Source organism: Spirillospora sp. NPDC029432 (assembly GCF_040703975.1).
Classification (GTDB): Bacteria; Actinomycetota; Actinomycetes; order Streptosporangiales; family Streptosporangiaceae; genus Spirillospora.
In genome coordinates, this window is record NZ_JBEZWH010000021.1 from 13,058 (window position 1) to 28,322 (window position 15,265).

15 protein-coding genes and 1 pseudogene are annotated in these 15,265 nt (G+C 71.9%); 7 read left to right on the forward strand and 9 right to left on the reverse strand.

Features of this window, described 5'->3' with window-relative positions; translation table 11 throughout:
- Positions 1-84: 84 nt before the first annotated feature.
- The 4 genes from AB0881_RS18705 to AB0881_RS18720 all read right to left on the reverse strand — a co-directional run bounded on the left by AB0881_RS18705 (position 85) and on the right by AB0881_RS18720 (position 2,977).
- Positions 85-744, reverse strand: coding sequence for a response regulator transcription factor (locus tag AB0881_RS18705; protein WP_366618184.1), 660 nt, complete (start codon positions 742-744; stop codon positions 85-87).
- Positions 741-2,168, reverse strand: coding sequence for an ATP-binding protein (locus AB0881_RS18710; protein ID WP_366618185.1), 1,428 nt, complete (start codon positions 2,166-2,168; stop codon positions 741-743). The genes AB0881_RS18705 and AB0881_RS18710 overlap by 4 nt, the downstream gene beginning before the upstream one ends.
- Positions 2,158-2,487, reverse strand: a complete 330-nt coding sequence (locus tag AB0881_RS18715) for a hypothetical protein (protein WP_366618186.1) — start codon at positions 2,485-2,487, stop codon at positions 2,158-2,160. Before AB0881_RS18715 ends, AB0881_RS18710 begins: the two co-directional genes overlap by 11 nt.
- A gap of 61 nt (positions 2,488-2,548) precedes the next feature.
- The gene (locus tag AB0881_RS18720) at positions 2,549-2,977 is read right to left on the reverse strand and encodes a cysteine dioxygenase (protein ID WP_366618187.1); all 429 of its coding nucleotides are present in this window, start codon (positions 2,975-2,977) and stop codon (positions 2,549-2,551) included.
- Positions 2,978-3,204: 227 nt separating this feature from the next.
- Here AB0881_RS18720 and AB0881_RS18725 point away from each other — a divergent pair, with 227 nt between their 5' ends.
- Positions 3,205-4,698: an alkaline phosphatase D family protein gene (locus tag AB0881_RS18725; RefSeq protein WP_366618188.1), complete on the forward strand. Its 1,494-nt coding sequence runs from the start codon at positions 3,205-3,207 to the stop codon at positions 4,696-4,698.
- A gap of 63 nt (positions 4,699-4,761) precedes the next feature.
- On the opposite strand, the gene AB0881_RS18730 is transcribed toward AB0881_RS18725, so the two are convergent.
- Positions 4,762-5,013 (reverse strand): hypothetical protein, encoded by a 252-nt coding sequence (locus tag AB0881_RS18730; RefSeq protein ID WP_366618189.1) that lies wholly within the window; start codon positions 5,011-5,013, stop codon positions 4,762-4,764.
- Positions 5,010-5,351, reverse strand: a pseudogene (locus AB0881_RS18735) (ATP-binding protein); the annotation flags it as partial. The pseudogene AB0881_RS18735 and the gene AB0881_RS18730, both read right to left, overlap by 4 nt.
- Positions 5,352-5,527: 176 nt before the next feature.
- Here AB0881_RS18735 and AB0881_RS18740 point away from each other — a divergent pair.
- Positions 5,528-6,274 (forward strand): GntR family transcriptional regulator, encoded by a 747-nt coding sequence (locus AB0881_RS18740; RefSeq protein WP_366618190.1) that lies wholly within the window; start codon positions 5,528-5,530, stop codon positions 6,272-6,274.
- A gap of 4 nt (positions 6,275-6,278) precedes the next feature.
- On the opposite strand, the gene AB0881_RS18745 is transcribed toward AB0881_RS18740, so the two are convergent.
- The 3 genes from AB0881_RS18745 to AB0881_RS18755 are packed head-to-tail and all read right to left on the reverse strand — an operon-like array spanning position 6,279 to position 10,225.
- A complete protein-coding gene (locus AB0881_RS18745; protein ID WP_366618191.1) occupies positions 6,279-7,817 on the reverse strand; it encodes an SMI1/KNR4 family protein in 1,539 nt (512 codons plus the stop codon).
- Positions 7,818-7,836: 19 nt separating this feature from the next.
- Positions 7,837-8,484 carry a GNAT family protein gene (locus AB0881_RS18750; protein ID WP_366618192.1) on the reverse strand — a complete coding sequence of 216 codons (648 nt, stop codon included), beginning with the start codon at positions 8,482-8,484 and terminating at the stop codon, positions 7,837-7,839.
- Positions 8,485-8,524: 40 nt separating this feature from the next.
- Positions 8,525-10,225, reverse strand: a complete 1,701-nt coding sequence (locus AB0881_RS18755) for a proline--tRNA ligase (protein ID WP_366618193.1) — start codon at positions 10,223-10,225, stop codon at positions 8,525-8,527.
- Positions 10,226-10,424: 199 nt separating this feature from the next.
- Here AB0881_RS18755 and AB0881_RS18760 point away from each other — a divergent pair, with 199 nt between their 5' ends.
- The 5 genes from AB0881_RS18760 (at position 10,425) to AB0881_RS18780 (ending at position 15,237) form a co-directional block, all read left to right on the forward strand.
- Positions 10,425-10,580, forward strand: a complete 156-nt coding sequence (locus AB0881_RS18760) for a hypothetical protein (RefSeq protein ID WP_366618194.1) — start codon at positions 10,425-10,427, stop codon at positions 10,578-10,580.
- Complete coding sequence (locus AB0881_RS18765; RefSeq protein ID WP_366618195.1) at positions 10,580-11,293, forward strand: CHAP domain-containing protein; 714 nt, start codon at positions 10,580-10,582, stop codon at positions 11,291-11,293. Before AB0881_RS18760 ends, AB0881_RS18765 begins: the two co-directional genes overlap by 1 nt.
- A gap of 193 nt (positions 11,294-11,486) precedes the next feature.
- Complete coding sequence (locus AB0881_RS18770) at positions 11,487-11,978, forward strand: (2Fe-2S)-binding protein (RefSeq protein ID WP_366618196.1); 492 nt, start codon at positions 11,487-11,489, stop codon at positions 11,976-11,978.
- Positions 11,975-14,383, forward strand: coding sequence for a xanthine dehydrogenase family protein molybdopterin-binding subunit (locus tag AB0881_RS18775; protein ID WP_366618197.1), 2,409 nt, complete (start codon positions 11,975-11,977; stop codon positions 14,381-14,383). Before AB0881_RS18770 ends, AB0881_RS18775 begins: the two co-directional genes overlap by 4 nt.
- Positions 14,380-15,237, forward strand: a complete 858-nt coding sequence (locus tag AB0881_RS18780) for a xanthine dehydrogenase family protein subunit M (RefSeq protein ID WP_366618198.1) — start codon at positions 14,380-14,382, stop codon at positions 15,235-15,237. The genes AB0881_RS18775 and AB0881_RS18780 overlap by 4 nt, the downstream gene beginning before the upstream one ends.
- Positions 15,238-15,265: the final 28 nt, after the last annotated feature.

Genomic DNA, 15,265 nt, shown 5'->3' on the forward strand with positions numbered 1-15,265 from the left:
GATCATCCGAAGCGGCGGTGAGCCCGCCATGAACCGCACATGAAGCCGCCTTCATGTGACGGGGCTCAGGAAGAACGCCGCAGGTCAGGGCAGGCGGTAGCCCATCCCCCGCACGGTCTCCACGCAGCCGTCGCCGAGCTTCTTGCGCAGCTGCCGCACGTACACGTCCACGATGTTGGAGCCGGGGTCGAAGTCGTACCCCCACACGTGCGACAGGATCTGCTCGCGCGACAGCACCTGCCCCGGATGCCGCAGGAACAGCTCCAGCAGGACGAACTCGCGCGCCGTCAGATCGACCGTACGGTCACCGGACCGCGCCCGCCGCGTCCGCAGGTCCAGCGCCAGCCCGCCCGACCGCAGCAGCGTCACCTCCGGCGCCCGCGACGGCCCGCGCAGCCGCAGCCGCACCCGCGCCAGCAGCTCCTCGAACCGGAACGGCTTGGTCATCCAGTCGTCCGCGCCGCCCTCCAGCCCCGCCACGGTGTCCTGAACGGAGTCGCGCGCCGTCAGCACGATCACCGGCGTCGTCACCCGCGCCTCGCGCAGCGCCCGCAGCACGGTGAACCCGTCCCGGCCCGGCAGCCCGATGTCCAGCAGGATCAGGTCGAAGCCCAGGCCGGCGGCGTACGACAGCGCGACGTCGCCGTCCTCGGCCACCGTCGTGCTGAACCCGTTGGCCCGCAGGCCCTTCTCGATGAACGTCGCGATGCGGTGCTCGTCCTCCACGATGAGGATCCTGTTCACGGGTTCTGTCCCTTCCCGCGGCCCGCCCTCGGCAGGTCCAGCTCGAACGTCGCGCCCTTCCCGTACTCGCCGCCGAGCCGGACCGTACCGCCGTGCCCGGCCGCGATCGCGGTGACGATCGCCAGCCCGAGCCCCGCCCCGGTACGCGGCCGGCGCCCGGACCCGCCGCCGTGCGCGAACCGGTCGAAGATCCGCTCCCGGTCCTCGGGCCGCACGCCCGGCCCCGAGTCGGCCACCCAGAACCGCGCCCGCTCGTCGTCCAGCGCCGACCCGACCCGCACGGTGCCGCCCGGCTCGGTGTGCTGGACGGCGTTCTGCGCGAGCTGCACGACGGCCTGCGTGACGCGCTGCGGGTCCACCCGCGCCTCGCCCTCGCCGATGCCGTCCAGCACCCACTCGCGATCGCCCAGCGCCCGCACCTTGGCGTAGATGTCGCTGGTCAGCTCCGTCACCGGAACCCACTGGAGCTGGACGAAGTCGGGCCGCTCGGCCTTGGCGAGCAGCAGCAGGTCCTCGACGATCCGGCTCATCCGGTCCAGCTCGTCGCTGACCAGCCGCATCGTCTCCTCGCGCTCGGCCGGGTCGTCCCCCATCAGCTCCAGATGGCCGCGCACGATCGTGATCGGCGTCCGCAGCTCGTGCCCGGCGTCGTCGACGAACCGCCGCTGCGTCGCGAACGCCCGGTCCAGCCGGTCCAGCATCGCGTTGAACGTCGCGGCCAGCTCGCCCACGTCGTCGCGCCGCTGCACCGGGATCCGGCGCGCCAGGTCCTGCTCGGTGATCTCGGCGGCGGTCCGGCGGACGAGCCGTACCGGCGCCAAGATCCGCCCGGACACGATCCAGCCGATCCCGGCGCCTCCCAGCAGGGCCAGCGCCGACACGCCGCCCATCACGCGCACCATCTGGTCCACCTCGGCGAAGTCCCGTTCGATGAAGTAGGCGATCACGAACGTCGCGGGCCGCGGCCCGGCCGTCTCGATCTTGGCCCAGCGGATCTCCCCCGCCGGGCTCGGCGTGCGGCCGGACGGGCCCCGCGCCGCGAGGATCCGGCGCATGGCCGCGGCGTCGTCCTGGAGGTCGTACGGGCCCTCGCGGTCCTGCCGGATGATCCGCCCGTCCGCCATCACGCCCAGCAGCAGCTCGTCGTCGTCGGCGTGCTGGCGGCGCAGATGCGTGTAGAGGAGCCGGCCCGGATCGTCGAACCCGCGCCCGGTCTCCGGATCGAGCCCCTCCCGCGCGAACTGCTCGAACTCGCGCGCCTCCTGCTCCAGCAGCTGGACGCTGTCGTTCTCCACCTCGGCGATCAGGATGGCCCGCACGGCGAGCGCCACCGACCCCATCGCCACCGCCATCACGACGATCAGCCACAGCAGGATCCGCAGCCGCGCCGAGACGCCCGGACGCCCCGGACGGTCAGCCGTCATCCGCGTCGTCGTCCCGCTCGTTCCGGTCGTCCGCGTCATCGTCGTACACGGGCGGCGGCGCCGGGACGAGCGACGGCGAAGGCGACGGTGTGGGCGAGCCGCCGGGGGCCGGCGAGCGCGGCGGCAGCCCCGTCGACGGCGACTCGGTCACCGGTGGCCCGGTGGACGGCCCCGCGGGCGTGGTGCTCTCGCCGACCTGGACGCGGTCGGGGACCTTCGGCTCGGCGGGCGAGTCCGAGAGGGCCTGGCTGATCCCGGCGATCCCCAGCGGGACCGCCACGATGGCCCCGATGATCGCGATGCGCTGCACGATGCTCATGGCGGCGAGCCTGGCCCCTCCCGGCGAACCCCCGATGAGGCCACCATGAGGATTTCTTCATCTAGGCCAGGGTGGCATGCAGGGTGATCGCGTACGCGGGGCCGGGATTGGTCAGCTCGTGCGTCCGGCCGCCGCCGTGCACCCGCACCCGGTTGGTCCGCAGCGGCCGCTCGGTGACGCCCGCCGCGGTGATCCTCACCTCGGCCAGCTCGCCCGCGATGACCGTGCTGACCTCCGTGCCCGTGTGGACGTGCACATCGGTCCGGTGGCCGGGCGGCCAGGTGGTGAGCCAGAGGCGGACGCCGTCCACCTCGTCCAGCGGGACCCGTACCGGGCCCGCGGCCTCGAACCGCGCCCGGTGCCACCAGTCGCCGGGACGGGCGCTCAGGGCATGGATGCGCTCGGCCAGCTGGCCTACCGTGGGTGGACGCCGGACCATCGTGCGGCCATGGGGATCGTCCTGGCCACGCATCGTGAGATCGGGAACCATATGAGAAAGCCTTCGTGTACGGCCGGAAAGAGAACGATTCGGGATCAACGACACGAAGGACACAGCGCGCTGGCCACGCGGCGCAGGGCCACGGGGCACACACAGAATCGCGCTGACATGCCGACAAGCTCACCCTGGTCACGCAGCGTTGTCAAGTCGATCAGCGGAACGTCCCTGGATGTCCGGTGTTCACCGCCCGTCCACCGCCTCACGGGAGCATGCCGCCCATGCAGCCGATGAATCGCCGCACCGTCCTGCTCGGCGGCCTCGCGGCCGGAGCGACCCTGCCGCTGGGCGCGCCCGCGCTCGCCCGTACCCGCCCGCGCCTCACCCACGGCGTCCAGAGCGGCGACGTCACCGCCCGCGAGGCCGTCGTCTGGGCCCGCGCCGACCGCCCGTCCCGGATGCTCGTGGACGTCGCCCGCCGTCCCGACTTCCGCGGCGCCCGGCGGATCCGGGGCCCGTACCTGACGCCCGAGACGGACCTGACCGGCAAGGCCCTCCTGCGCGGCCTGCCCGCCGGCGAGGAGCTCCACTACCGCGTCACCCTCGCGGACGACCGCACCGAATCCGCGCCCGTGACCGGCCGGCTCCGCACCGCGCCCCACCACCGCGCCGACATCGGCTTCGTCTGGTCGGGCGACCTCGCCGGCCAGGGCTGGGGCATCAACCCCGAACTCGGCGGCTACCGCATCTTCCGCTCCATGGCCGCGCTCGACCCCGACTTCTTCCTGTGCAGCGGCGACCTCGTCTACGCCGACGGCCCGCTCACCGAGACGGTCGCCCTCCCCGACGGCCGCACCTGGCGCAACCTCGTCACCCCGGAGAAGACCAAGGTCGCCGAGACCCTCGCCGAATACCGCGGCCAGTTCCGCTACAACCTGCACGACGAGAACCTCCGCGCGTTCAACGCCCGCGTCCCGATGATCTACCAGTGGGACGACCACGAGGTCACCAACAACTGGTACCCGGGCGAGATCCTGGACCTTCCCCAATACACCGAGAAAAGGGTCGACGTCCTCGCGTCCCGCGCCCGCCGCGCCATGTTCGAATACACGCCGATCCGCGGCGAGAACGTCTACCGCAAACTCTCCTACGGCCCCCTCCTGGACGTCTTCGTCCTCGACATGCGCACCCACAAGGACGCCAACGGCGCCAACAACTCCCCCACCCAGGACCAGGGTGTCCTCGGCGCCCGCCAGCTCGCCTGGCTCAAGCGGGAGCTGCGCCGCTCCAAGGCCACCTGGAAGGTCATCGCCGCCGACCTCCCCCTCGGCCTCATCGTCCCCGACGGCACCGCCTTCGAGGGCATCGCCCAGGGCGACGGCGGCGCCCCCCTCGGCCGCGAACGCGAGATCGCCGACCTCCTCTCGTACGCGAAGAGGAACAAGGTCCGCAACATGGTCTGGCTGACGGCCGACGTCCACTACACCGCGGCCCACTACTACGACCCGTCCAAGGCCGCCTTCAAGGACTTCGACTCGTTCTGGGAATTCGTCACCGGCCCCCTGAACGCCGGCGCCTTCGGCCCGAACAAGCTGGAGAACACGTTCGGCCCCCAACTGCAATTCCAGCAGGCTCCCCCGCGCGCCAACACGAGCCCGGCCGAGGGCTACCAGTTCTTCGGCCAAGCCACCATCGACGCCGAAACCGCCACCTTCACCGTCAACCTCCAAGACATCAACGGCAAAACCCTCTACAAGAAAACCCTCACCCCCTGACCGCACGCGGCGCTCAGGAACAAGACCGCCCGCCCCTGAGCGCCGCGCAGCCGCGGAAAGGCATCACGCGGGACGCAGCAGGCGCTCCAGCGACTCCAGCGCACCCTGGAGATCATCGCCACGCGCGAGCAGACCGCCCGCATTCCCCCAGAACCACAGCCCGTCCGGCACCGACGTGATGCTCACGACTTCGCCCGAGTGCAAGGCCGATCGAGGAGATGCCCACAGCCGCGCCTCGCCGTACCGGATGACGACGCGCCATCCCATCTCGGCCAGTGCCCACCCGAGCGCGTCGAGTCGCTCGACGCCGCTCACACCCCCACCCGTTCGGCGAGGTTGTGCGGCCAGAGGAACTCGGCCCACATGGTCTGGCCGTTCGCGCAGACCTCGTGGCCCATCTTGTCGGCGCACATCTCCACGATCAGCAGGCCGCGGCCGTACTCCTCGTCGTCCTCCGGGTGGCAGGCGTGGGCGAGCCAGTCACCCGCCCCCGCGTCCGTGACCGCGACGCGGGCCCAGCCACGGCGCGTGGTGACGTTGACCCCGAAGGAGCCGTCAGCCCGGCCGCTGGGAGTGTGCCGCAGGGAGTTGGCGACCAGCTCAGCGGCCACGAGCTCAGCGTCGTCGGTACGCGGGGAGTCTCCGAGCATCGCCCGGACGAACGCCCGGCCGGAACCATGGCCTTATGACCTGGATAGATCTGCGTCCAGTCCATGATCACCTTCTGTGATGACTCGACAGCCTTCCGTAAGCTGAGTACTCAGCTTGAAGCTGAGCACCCAGCTTGTCAAGCTGTTCCGGAACGTTCGCGTCGGCCACCGGAGTCCTCATGCCTGAGCCCGCCTACATGCGCATTGCCGATGATCTTCGGCGGCGAATCGTCGAGGGGCGGCTGGCGCCGGGTGACAAGGTGCCGTCCCGGCACGAGCTCGCCCGCGAGTACGAGGTCTCGGACCGGGTCGCGGTCGAGGCCGTACGGCTCCTGGTCGCCGAGGGGTATGTGGAGTCACGTTCCGGATCGGGCACCTACGTGCGCCGGCGGCCAGAGCTCAGGCGGATGACGCGGTCCTGGTACCGGGAGGCACGAGGCCGGGCATCTTCACCGTTCCGTGCCGACATGGAGGCCCATGGCCGTACGGGAACGTGGCGGTGCAGCAGCGAGAAGACCACCGCCCCGGCCGCGATCGCGAACCGGCTCGGCATCGCCGAAGGCGCCGAGGTGATGCGGACGCGCTACACGTTCCTGGCCGATGGCGAGCCCGTCATGCTCTCCACCTCGTGGGAGCCGCTGGCGATCACGCGCGGCACGCCGGTCGCGTTCCCCGAGGAGGGACCGCACGCGGGCGCGGGAGTGGTCGCCCGGATGCGGGCGATCGGGGTCGAGGTGGAGGAGGCGACCGAGGTCGTCTCCGCGCGCCCCGTCCTCGCCCAGGAGGCCGGGGCGCTCAACGTGCCCGTCGGAACGATCGTCTTGGTCATCCAGCGGACGTACTCGGGCGACCGTCCCGTTGAGACGGCCGACATCGTCGTGCCGGTGGATCGGTACGAGCTGGCGTACACGATCCCCGTCGGCTGAGGCGTCAGGCGGGTGGGAGGGTGGCGGTGTAGCGGTGGGGTGGGTCGCCGTGGACGGTCGTCCAGGGGATGTTCAGGGGCCATTCGCGTTCGGGCGGGTCGGGGTGGATGCCGACGGCCGTGAACGGGGGCAGGTCGTCGCGGTGGCACAGCTCGTCCCACTGGGCTCGGGTGACCTCCAGGTAGCGGAGGGCGGGGAGGTCGGCGATCACCGAGAGGTCCGGGACGGGGGCGGCCGCGACGTTCAGGGCCCACAGGTGGGGAACGGTGCGCAGCGGCGCCAGGTCCACGGGCGTGCGCGAGGTGATCGCCAGGGAGCGCAGCTCCGGGTGGCCCGCCAGCGGGGACGGATCGACGGTCTCGAAGTCCAGGGCCAGGAACTCGACCGGCAGAGCGCTCAGCGGGGTCAGGTCCGGGCCGCCCGGGCCCGAGAGGTCGGCGGAGCGCAGGGTGGGCACGGCGGCGAGGTACGCGAGATCCTCGACGTCGGTCGCCCTGTACTCCTGCCCCTGGAACGCGACCTGAAGTTCTCCGCCGTCCAGGTGGAAGACGCGGTCCTCCTCCGCCTCGTGCAGGTCCGGGAGGTCGACGTCGATGAAGAGGTCGTCCCCGCGGTTCTCGTGGTCTCCGCGCCGAAGCGCCTCGACCAGGCGGCGCAGGTACGTGGTCACCGAGTCGGCGACGTAGCGCGGAGCCTCCGTGTAGTCGGTGCCGATCGCGATGACCTGGCCGGGGCGGCCGGCCGGTCCGGGGTCCATGTCCACGGCGAGCCAGTTGCCGCCGGTGTCGTGGGCGAAGCGGATCCATCCGGGGCGGAGGAGCGAGCGGCGGACGGTGTTCGCGGGAAGCGCGTCGAGTACGGGGGAACGCTGGGGTTCGTGCTTCCAGTCCAGCGAGATGTCGACCCACTCGTCGTCCTCGTCACCCAGTTCCTCGGACGAGATCCACGGGTGGCGGTCGAACACCGGGGTCGTGAGGGTGCCGTCGCCGTCCGCGAGGCCGTAGAGGGCGCGCAGGTCGGCCGGGAGGGCGAAGCCGAGTGCCTCTTCCAGGTCGTCGAGGTCCTCGGCGGGCGGCGGCAGCTTCTCCTCGTGGCCGAGGATCTCGGCGCGGCGCCGCATCAGCTCACGGAAGAGGCGGACGGCCTCCTCCGGGTCGCCCGCGGGGGTGGCGGACGCCGGCGCGGCCTGCTGGTCGCCCCGGTCGGGCGGGAAGACCTCGTCCTCGTCGCGGACGTAGAGGATCGGCTCATCGCGCTCGCCGTCCTCGGACGGTCCGCCCACGGCCGCCTCGAACCGGCCCGACGCCTCCACGGTGAGAACGAGGCGCACCGGCCCGCGGTCCACCAGCCGGCAGATCTCGACGGCGTTCTCGAACGGGCCGAGATCGACCTCGCGGGTCTCGCCGCCGGGCAGGGTGTACGCGGGCGCGGGGCGGTCCGTCCCGTCGCCCTCGACGTCCCAGACCAGGCGGGCGCCGGTCCAGCCTTCGGGTGCGGCGGCGGCCACGCGGGCCGCGAGATCGTTCAGCACGGGGGAGCTCATGCCGCCGCAAGCTAGCCGATCACTCTGACAGGCCGAGCAGGGGCAGGCAGGGGGCGAGGCCCTCGATGGTGACGGGGACGGTCCGGTGGCGTTCCCAGTCGGGACGGGTGAGGCGCTGGCGATGACCGATCACCAGGGCGTCGCGGACGGCGTGACGTTCGGTGCCGTTCGGGCGGTAGCCCAGCTTGCGGGAGACGGCCAGAGAGGCATGGTTGTCCTCGAAGGCGCTGGAGACGGCCTCGTCCGCGCCCAGCCCGGCGAACGCCAGGTGCAGCATCGCGGCGCGCATCTCGGTGCCGATCCCCTGGCCCTGGTGGCGGCGGCCCAGCCAGGAGCCGGAGCCCACCTGGCGGGTGATCGCGAGATCGCGGGCACCGAGCGTCTGCATCCCGACGGGGGTTCCGCCGTGGAAGACGGCGAGGTTGAACTCCCAGTCGTGCGGTTGGAGGTTCCCCAGCTGCCGCCAGTGGTGCTGGACGAGGCCGCGCGCCAGCTCGGCGGGCGGTGCGTCCGTCCACGGGATCAGGAACGGCATCTCCCCGGGCGGATGGACGCCTTCGACGGCCAGATCCGCCAGGGCCGCGAGTTCGTCGGGCGTCGGCAGCCGCAGTTCGAGGCGCGGTGTCGTCAGCCGCAGTCCGAGCAACGGGAAATGGTCGGCGAGCATTTCCCCATCTTGGGCATCGTTCCGGCGGGCGTCATCCGGTTTACGGTGCCAGCAGCCCGCGGACGTGCGCGGCGGCCTCGGCGATCGGAACGTTCTCGGTCGTCCCGGTCGCGCGGGTCGTGACCTCGACCGTGCCGGCGGCCACGCCGCGCTTGCTGACCGTCACGCGGTACGGGATGCCGATGAGCTCGACATCCTTGAACTTCGCTCCGGGACGCTCGTCACGGTCGTCCAGGACAACGTCCACTCCCCCGGACGCGAGCGTCCCGTACAGCTCCTCCGCCGCCGCGCGGACCTCGTCGTCGTTCACGTTCAGGAGCACGACCGCCACCTCGAACGGCGCGACCTGAACCGGCCACACGATGCCCGCGCCGTCGTGCGAGACCTCGACGACGGCGGCCATCGCGCGCTCCACGCCGATCCCGTAACTGCCCATGACCGGCTTGATGTCGTCGCCGCCCGGCCCCAGGACGGTGACGTCCAGCACCTCGGTGTACTTGGTGCCCAGCTTGAAGATGTGCCCCACCTCGACGCAGCGCAGGGCCTCCAGCGCGGTCCCGCACTCGGGGCACGGCTCGCCTGCGGCGACCTCGCGCAGGTCGGCCCAGCGGCCCGCCGCGATGTCGCGCCCGACGTCCACGCCGCGCACGTGGAAACCGTCCTCGTTCGCGCCCGTCGCCATGTCGCGGCGGCCGCGCAGCGCCTCGTCCACGATGACCGGCAGCCCCGTCACGCCCACCGCGCCGAGGCTGCCCGGACGCGCCCCGAGCGCCGCCACGATCTCCTCCTCGCGCGCCGGCCGCGGCGCCGCGGCACCGGTCGCGTCGGCGAGCTTCTGCTCGGCCAGCGCGTGGTCGCCGCGCATCAGCACCAGCGTGAGCGCGCCGTCCAGGACGTACACGAGCGTCTTGATCTGCCGCTCCGCGGGCACGCCGTACTGGACGGCGAGGTCCTCGATCGTGCGGACGCCCGGCGTCCCGAACCGCTCCGGCTCCGGCAGCCCCGGCCCGTCCTCCACCGGGGCGAGCCTGGACGTGGCCTTCTCCACGTTCGCCGCGTAGTCGCCGGACGGGCAGCGCACCACCACGTCCTCCCCCGCGTCCGAGGGGCACATGAACTCGACCGAGTCGCCGCCGCCCATGGTGCCGCTGGACGCCCGCACCGGGATCGCGGGGATCCCGAGCCGCTCGAAGATCCGCCGGTACGCCTCGTGGTGCAGGTCGAAGGAGCGGTCGAGCCCCGCCTCGTCGAGGTCGAAGCTGTAGGAGTCCTTCATGGTGAACTCGCGCACCCGCATGAGGCCCGACTTGGGGCGCGGCTCGTCCCGGAACTTGGTCTGGAACTGGTACCAGATCTGCGGCAGCCGCCGGTACGACCCGAGCTCCCGCGCCAGCGTCGCGAAGATCTCCTCGTGCGTCATGCCCAGCGCGATGGCGGCGCCCCGGCGGTCCTCAAGGCGGAACATCTCGTCCCCCATGACGTCCCACCGCCCGGACCGGTGCCATATCTCGGCGGGATGCATCGCGGGGAGCAGGACCTCCTGCGCCCCGATCCGGTCCATCTCCTCCCGGATCACCCCGATGACCTTCGCCCGCACCCGTACGGCCAGCGGCAGCAGCGAGTAGTGCCCGGCCATCAGCTGCCGGACGAACCCGGCCCTGACCAGCAGCCGGTGGCTCGCGGCGTCCGCGTCGGCGGGGTTTTCCCGCAACGTCGGCGTGTACAACCGGGACCAGCGCATACGCGGCGACCTCACGTCTCGTCGGCGAACAGGCGACGCATTCTAGGCCCGTCGCCAGGCGGGGCCCACGCCGGTTTTTCCGCGCCTCCCGGCGCCACTCCACGGAGAGTCTACTTTCTTTAACTCGCTGTGATTGAACTCGGTGTAGCCGTTTGCCTACGCTATGTCTCGACATGGCACGTCGACCGCCGGAGGCGCCGTGATCTTCAAGAAGCCCGAGCAGCCGAAGGAACTGGACGAGGTGGACGTTCATCCCGACGTCCACCGGGCCACCGAGGAAGACGAGGAGCAGGTCCTCAGGGAGCTGTACGGGGAGCCCGACGAGGACGGGATCTACCGCGGGGAGGGCGCCTGATGGGGTCCGCCGGCGGAATGCTGCGAGAGGCCCGCAAGTCGCTGGGGATGTCGGGCCGCCCCAACCGGATCACCAAGGCGTACGCCAAGAAGCACGGGAACGAGTTCCTGAAAGCGCCATGGTGCAACATGGCGATCACCTACTGGGCCCGCAAGTCGGAGAACACCGATGCGGTGCTCCCGGGCGGGGACCGGGCCTACACGGTCGCGCACGCGCAGGACTTCAAGAAGGCCGACCGCTGGTACAAGGGCACCACCGCCAACACCAACCGGGCCAAGCCCGGCTGGATCGTGTTCTTCGACTGGGGCAGCTCCAACTCCATCGGCGCCATCGACCACGTGGGGGTGGTCGAGAAGGTGCTCGGCGGCGGGCGGGTCCAGACGATCGAGGGCAACACCGGAAACGCCTGCAAGCGCAGGGTGCGTTCATCGAGCGTCATCGCGGGATTCGGGCGGCCCGCGTACGGGTCGTCGAACTGGACGGAGGACATCGTGGACAAGCTGCCGACGCTGCGCAAGGGCGCGGAGGGCGAGCACGTGCAGACGCTGCGGGCGCTGCTGATGGCGCGCAGCCACCCGGAGATCGACGGCGTGGACGGGCCGTTCGACACGAAGGTGGAGCTGGCCGTGCGGGCGCTCCAGCTGTGGGGCAAGGTCGAGCCGGACGGGGTCGTGGGGCCGAAGACCTGGCCCGTCCTGCTCCGCGTGCATTAGCGCGGGAGGCGATGGCCGGGCCAAAAAGGGCATATCGGGGGCTAGTACGGGATTCAACCGCGTCGTAGGTTCGTAGGGTCGTCCGCCCTCCCCCCGGAGGTGGCCCCGATGCCGTGGCCCGGCCAGCGCGCTCCGCCCTCAGGGACGTCTCTCCCTGCCTGCCCCACCCCGAGACGTCCCCTGGGAGAAACGAATGCCCCGAATCAGTGTCGAGGTCGACGGCGTGCCGTACGAGGACGACGTCGAACCGCGCCTCCTGCTCGTCCATTACCTGCGTGACCGGCTGGGGAAGGTCGGCACCCCGATCGGCTGCGACACCACCAACTGCGGCGCCTGCACCGTCCTGGTCGACGGGTTGAGCGTGAAGAGCTGCGCCATGCTGGCCGTCCAGGCGGACGGCCGGCAGATCACCACGGTCGAGGGACTCGGTCTCGACGGGGAACGGCATCCGATGCAGCGCGCCTTCCACGAGGCGCACGCGCTGCAGTGCGGCTACTGCACCCCGGGGATGATCATGGCCTCGATCGATCTGCTGCGCGAGAACGCCGACCCCTCGGACGAGGAGATCCGCGAGGGGCTCGAAGGCAACCTGTGCCGGTGCACCGGCTACCAGAACATCGTCCGGGCCGTGCGGGACGCGGCCACCGAGATGCGGCGGCGGCCGGAGCGGGAGGTGGCGCCGTGACCGAGGTCGGAGCGCCGCGCAAGAGGTCGGAGGACGACCGGCTCGTCACCGGGCGGACGAGGTGGACCGACAACATCCAGCCGCAGGGCGCGCTGCACGTGGCGTTCCTGCGCAGCCCGCACGCGCACGCGCGGATCGAGGGCGTGGACGTGACCGAGGCGCGGCGCCGTCCGGGGGTGGTGGCCGTGCTGACGGGCGCGGACTTCGCGGCCGAGCAGGGCAGCCTGCCGTGCGCGTGGCCCGTCACGGAGGACATCAGGATTCCCGACCATCCGCCGATGGCGGTGGAGGAGGTCCGGTACGTCGGGGAGCCGGTGGCGTGCGTGGTGGCGCGCGACCGGTACGCGGCCGTGGACGCGCTCGAAGAGATCGACGTGGACTACGCGCCGCTGCCCGCGGTCGTCGACATGGAACGGGCCGTGCAGGGCGACGGCGGGCTCGTCCACGAGTCGCTGGGCACCAACGAGAGCTTCACGTGGGTGTTCGAGAACGGCGACATGGACGCCGCCATGCGGGACGCGCCGGTCGTCATCGAGCGGCGGTACGTGCAGCAGCGGCTCATCCCGACGGCCATGGAGCCGCGCGCCGTGCTGTGCGTGCCGGAGGGCGACGACTTCACGCTGTACTCGGCGACGCAGATCCCGCACATCCTGCGGCTGATGCTCGCGGTCGTCACCGAGATCCCCGAGCACCGCATCCGGGTGGTCGCGCCGGACGTGGGCGGCGGGTTCGGTTCCAAGCTGCAGGTGTACGGCGAGGAGGTGCTGTGCCTGCTGCTGGCGCGGCGGCTGGGCCGTCCCGTGAAGTGGACGGAGTCGCGCAGCGAAGGGAACATGACCACCCATCACGGGCGCGACCAGATCCAGCGGCTGACGCTGGCGGCCGACCGCGACGGGCGGATCCGCGGGCTCAAGGTGGACCTGCTGGCCGACATGGGCGCGTACCTGATGCTGGTCACGCCCGGGATCCCGATCCTGGGCGCGTTCATGTTCAACGGCATCTACAAGATGGACGCGTACTCGTTCACCTGCCGCGGGATCTTCACGACGAAGACGCCGACGGACGCGTACCGGGGCGCCGGGCGGCCGGAGGCGACGTACGCGATCGAGCGGCTGATGGACGAGCTGGCCGTCGAGCTGGACCTCGACCCGATCGAGGTGCGGCGGCGCAACTGGATCAGGCACGAGGAGTTCCCGTACGAGACGATCGCGGGCCTGACGTACGACTCGGGCAACTACGAGGCGGCGACGGACAAGGCGCTGGCGCTGTTCGAGTACGACAAGCTCCGCGCCGAGCAGGCCGACCGGCGGGAGCGGAACGATCCGGTGCAGCTGGGCATCGGGACGTCGACGTTCACCGAGATGTGCGGGCTGGCGCCGTCGCGGGTGCTGGGCTCGCTGTCGTACGGCGCGGGCGGCTGGGAGCACGCGGCGGTACGGGTGCTGCCGTCCGGCAAGGTCGAGGTCGTCACGGGTTCGTCACCGCACGGCCAGGGTCATGAGACGGCGTGGGCGCAGATCGCGGCGGACCGGCTCGGGGTGCCGTTCGAGGACGTGAAGGTGCTGCACGGTGACACGGCGGTGTCGCCGAAGGGCATGGACACCTACGGTTCGCGGTCGCTGGCGGTGGGCGGTGTCGCGCTCTACAACGCGTGCGACAAGGTCGTCGACAAGGCGCGGCGGCTGGCGGCGCACCTGCTGGAGGCCGGGGAGCAGGACCTGGAGTTCAGCGGCGGCCGGTTCAGCGTGCGCGGCGTCTCCGAGGAGGGCCGCACGCTCCAGGAGGTCGTGACGGCGGCGTTCGCGGCGCACGACCTGCCGGACGGGATGGAGCCGTCGGTGGACGCCGACGCGACGTTCGATCCGGAGAACTTCTCGTTCCCGCACGGGACGCACCTGTGCGCGGCGGAGGTCGACACCGAGACCGGCATGGTGCGGCTGCGCTCGTACGTGGCGGTCGACGACGTCGGGAAGGTCGTCAACCCGCTGATCGTCGAGGGCCAGGTGCACGGCGGGCTCGCTCAGGGCATCGCGCAGGCGCTGTACGAGGAGGCCGTGTACGACGCGGAGGGCAACCTGACGACGACCACGATGGCCGACTACCTGGTGCCGTCGGCGGCCGACCTGCCCGAGTTCACCACCGACCGCACCGAGACGCCGGCGACGTCCAACCCGCTCGGAGTGAAGGGGGTCGGCGAGGCCGGGACGATCGCGTCGACGCCCGCGGTGGTCAACGCGGTCGTGGACGCGCTGCGCCCGTTCGGCGTCGACGACGTTCCGATGCCGTGCTCGCCCGAACGCGTCTGGCGCACCCTCCGCGACGCGCGCGGGAAGGCGGCGGGGCAGGGAAGCGGCACGCAGCCGGGTGCCGGCGGCGGTCTGGGATCTGTAGGAGGAGCGCAGTGATCCCCGCACAGTTCGAGTACGTGCGCCCGTCCTCGCTCGACGAGGCCGTGACGGCGCTGGCGGAGGCGGGCGAGGACGCGAAGGTGCTGGCGGGCGGGCAGAGCCTGATGCCGCTGCTGCGGCTGCGGCTCGCCTACCCCGACGCGCTCGTCGACCTCGACCGGATCGACGCCCTCCGGGAGATCCGGGACGAGGGCGACGCGCTCGTCATCGGCGCGATGGCCACGCACCACCAGGTCTTCCGCGACCCGCTGGTGAACGAGCACGCGCCGCTGATCGTGGAGGCGACGGCGACGGTCGCGGACCCGGCGGTGCGGCACCGCGGCACGTTCGGCGGCTCGATGGCGCACGCCGATCCGGCCGCCGACCTGCCGGCGGTGGCGGTGGCGCTGGACGCGGTGTTCCTGGCGCGGTCGGTGCGCGGCGAGCGCGCGATCCCGGCGGCGGAGTTCTTCGTGGACTGGATGACCTCGGCGCTGGAGCCGGACGAGCTGCTGACCGGCGTCCGGGTGCCCAAGCTCGGGCCGGGCTGGGGCGTCCACTACGAGAAGTTCCGCCGGACGGCGCAGGCGTGGTCGATCGTCGGTGTCGCGTGCGCGCTGCGGCGCGACGACGGCGCGGTCGCCGAGGCCAGGATCGGGCTGACCAACATGGGCCCGGTGCCGGTACGGGCGAGCGCGGCCGAGGACGCGATCCGCGGCCGGCCGGCCACGGCGGAGGCGTTCCGGGAGGCGGCCGGCGCGGCCGCCGAAGGGGCGTCGCCGCCGACCGACCTGCACGGTTCCGCGGAGTACCGCGAGCATCTGGCCCGGGTGCTCACGGCGCGGGCGATGGCCGCGGCGGCGGCCGTCTGAGGGCGGACGCCGCCGCGGCCGGGGGGGG